This window comes from Brachybacterium tyrofermentans, assembly GCF_039526165.1.
Lineage (GTDB): Bacteria > Actinomycetota > Actinomycetes > Actinomycetales > Dermabacteraceae > Brachybacterium > Brachybacterium tyrofermentans.
The window spans coordinates 1-2,109 of the sequence record NZ_BAAAIR010000022.1; the positions used below are offsets into that span (position 1 = coordinate 1).

The following is a 2,109-nucleotide window of genomic DNA, read 5'->3' on the forward strand; positions in this document are numbered from 1 at the left end:
TAACTGTATATTCATACAGTGTGCGCCGGGAGACCGGTTAGAGATCAAGGGGTGAAAGTCCCCGACCATTGAAGGACCAGCAATCCACAAGGTCCCCGAGTCATGCGTTGCATACCGCGAGGTATGGGGCGAAGCGTTGACAGGGGTGTTGACAGGCCAGCCATTGAGCCACGAAATGTATATTAAATTACCGGGTGCCGACGTTGTACTGTTAACGGAAGGCAACATCATAGGGTGCGATACTGCGAGTGCCACATGGACCCGGCGGGGTCTGAGACCCTGGCATGTCAATACGATCTCTACGCGGGAACCGGGAGATCTCCCCTCTGACCATCTGCCAGTGTCGGAGATGGCCCGCACCGGGAAGACGAGGAGTCATAGCCGGTGATGTACGGAGAGGAGAAGTCGGACTCGCTCATAGTAGCGGCGAAGCAGGCGAACAACCCGAAAGGAGCGGAGTCAGTGGAGCGAAGGAGCGGGGCCAAGGGGAACGCGGAACAGCCACACATGCGCCGGACACAGAGCCGGGAAAGCATGTCACAGAGGCTGTCACGCGTGCGGGAAGCTGCGAAGCAGCGGAAGAAAGAACGGTTTACAGCATTGTTCCACCTGCTGACAGTCGAAGCACTGGAAGCCGCATTCCTCTCCCTGAGCAGGAAAGCGGCCGCCGGAGTGGATGGCATCAGGTGGATGGACTACGCCGGAAACATGAAGAACAACATAACAGATCTGCACCGGAGGCTACATCAGGGCAGCTACAGGGCGCAGCCCGGCAGGCGTCACTACATCCCAAAAGCGGATGGAAAACAACGCCCGCTCGGCATCGCCTCGCTGGAGGACAAGATCGTCCAGTATGCGCTGGTGAAAATCCTGAACGCAGTCTATGAAAACGACTTTATGGGGTTCTCATACGGGTTCAGACCCGGGCGAAGCCAGCACGATGCACTGGACGCACTGGCCACAGGGCTGGTACGCACTAACGTAAACTGGGTACTGGATGCCGACATCAGTCAGTTCTTCGACAGGGTGAGCCACGAATGGCTGATCAGGTTCACAGAGCATCGGATCGGCGACCGGAGGGTAATCAGGCTCATACGTAAGTGGCTCACAGCCGGGACGTCGGAGGAGGGTCNAGGGTCAATGGCGAGCAACGGAGGAAGGCACCCCACAGGGTGCGGTCATCTCACCGCTGCTGGCAAACATATACCTCCACTACGTCTTCGATCTGTGGGCGCATCAGTGGCGACGTCGCTATGCCACAGGCAATGTGGTAATGGTCAGATACGCCGATGACATCGTCATCGGGTTCGACAAACGATACGATGCCCGGCGCTTCCGTATAGCCATGCAGCGCAGACTGAGGGAGTTCGGACTCACGGTTCACCCGGAGAAAACCCGTCTGATGGAGTTCGGCCGCTTCGCTGCCGAAAACCGTGCCATCAGGGGAAAAGGCAAACCAGAAACGTTCAACTTCCTCGGGTTCACGCACATCAGCGGGAAAGATCGCAACGGCAGGTTCATGCTGATACGAAAGACCCGCCGGGATCGGATGACGGCAACTCTGAAAGCCATCAAAGACGGTCTGCGAAGGCGCTGGCATTACTCAATCCCCGAACAGGGAAAATGGCTCAGGAGAGTGGTTCAGGGATACCTGAACTATCACTCGGTACCGGGCAACTTCCCCACCATGCAGAAGTTCAGGACACACGTAACAAACCTCTGGCGCCGGGCGCTCAGGCGCAGGAGCCAGAAGGATGATACGACCTGGACGAAAGCAAACAAACTGGCAGCCGCATGGCTACCAAGGGTTCGGGTTCTTCATCCATGGCCTGTGGAGCGGTTCACCGCCAGACACCCGAGGCAGGAGCCCGGTGCGTAAATCGCGCACGCCGGGATCTGTGCGGGGGGTATCCGGTAACGGGTATCCCTACCGCGACATATTTAACAGCGTGACGATAATCCAGATCGCATGCCTTAAGAACATTTTGAGTAAATAAAGGTGTTCAAAATGCTTATATTAATCATTTTGATATTTTTATATTGCTCATATTGAGAAATATTACTTTGTTTTTTTCATTTTGCTCTTATAATTGGTATCAAATTGAGTGT

2 protein-coding genes are annotated in these 2,109 nt (G+C 55.4%); both read left to right on the top strand.

Features of this window, described 5'->3' with window-relative positions:
• Positions 1 to 708: 708 nt before the first annotated feature.
• On the top strand, positions 709 to 1,293 hold the full coding sequence (locus ABD093_RS19700) for a reverse transcriptase domain-containing protein (RefSeq protein WP_425546212.1): 585 nt from the start codon (positions 709 to 711) through the stop codon (positions 1,291 to 1,293).
• Entirely contained in the window at positions 1,193 to 1,879 is a 687-nt protein-coding gene (locus ABD093_RS04290) for a reverse transcriptase domain-containing protein (protein WP_343922665.1), read from the top strand. Before ABD093_RS19700 ends, ABD093_RS04290 begins: the two co-directional genes overlap by 101 nt.
• Positions 1,880 to 2,109: the final 230 nt, after the last annotated feature.